At 64.0% G+C, this 1,099-nt stretch carries 1 protein-coding gene; it reads right to left on the reverse strand.

The window, feature by feature from the left end; all coding sequences use genetic code 11:
• Nucleotides 1-1,020: IS21 family transposase (gene istA, locus AVHM3334_RS23670; RefSeq protein ID WP_284415874.1), on the reverse strand; the 1,020-nt coding region annotated here is incomplete at its 3' end.
• Nucleotides 1,021-1,099: the final 79 nt, after the last annotated feature.

Below are 1,099 nucleotides of genomic sequence, written 5' to 3' on the forward strand. Positions count from 1 at the left end.
AATCAGCCTTGACGGCACGCTGTAGTGCGAGGCCTTGACGCTGATGAGGCCGAACTTGCTCACCCTCGCATCGACCTCTTCGAAGTCGGCGGTGCGCCGGGCAGGCAACGGCCGAAGGCTCGCACGCTCAACCTCCCAGCTGCGAGCACAACGCGCGTTCACTCTGCGCACGGTGTCGGCGACGAACTGACCATAGCTCTCGAGATTCGCGAACTCCCGCGTGCCACGCAGCAGCAGTGACTGATCCAGCGCGGTCTTCAAGCTTGCCTGACGCGCTTCAATCGAACCGTTCTCATGGCTCACGCCCGGATTGTTTCGGCTCGCTCGCAGGCCATAGTGGGCGCACAGCTCGCGGTAGCGGGCCGTGAGCTCTTCCCGCTCGGCCAAGTGGTTGAAGGCCGCCGACAGACTGTCGCTGCGATGCTCCTCGGGCACACCGCCAGCCATCCACAGGGCCTCCTGGAGGCCGTTCGCCAGTGCTTGGAAGCTCTCGCCGCTGAGCACGACACAGGCATGGCGCCAGCCGCTGTGCGCGAACGCGAATTGGTACAGCCGGTGCGGCAAGGCGTCTCCAGCGATGGTGATCGACAGTTCATCGCACACGGTGAAGTCGGAGAGACCGAGCCGTCCTGGCAGATGCTCCTGAGCGAAGAAGACCTCGCGTTCATCACCGTGCTCGGCGCGCCATTGACGCACCCGGCGCTGCAGCGTCCTCAACACTGCCCCGTCGAAGCGCTCGGGATACCGCAGTTGCAGTTCCTGCAGCACGGTCACCGCCATCAGGCTCGGCGCCGATTCCAGCATCGGCACGACATCGGCCAGCCATACGTCGTCCAGAGGATCGACCCGCGTGCGCCAACTGCGAGCCGGCTTTTGAGAGGGCAGCAGTCCTGCCGACTCGATGCGGCGCGCGCTTGCAACACTCACTCCAGACTTGGCCGGCGCCACCTCTTGGCTGTGCTTACCGCGAAGTTCCTTGTATTTGATCACTTGAAGATCCGATATGCGTTTGCCGGGCACGGTGGCTGCCTCCTGATGAGGCAATCCACTGTAGAACCCGACCGCAAACGCACCCCGGACTGCGTGCGTCAACCTCTCA

This window comes from Acidovorax sp. SUPP3334, assembly GCF_030159055.1.
In the GTDB taxonomy this organism is placed as follows: domain Bacteria; phylum Pseudomonadota; class Gammaproteobacteria; order Burkholderiales; family Burkholderiaceae_C; genus Paracidovorax.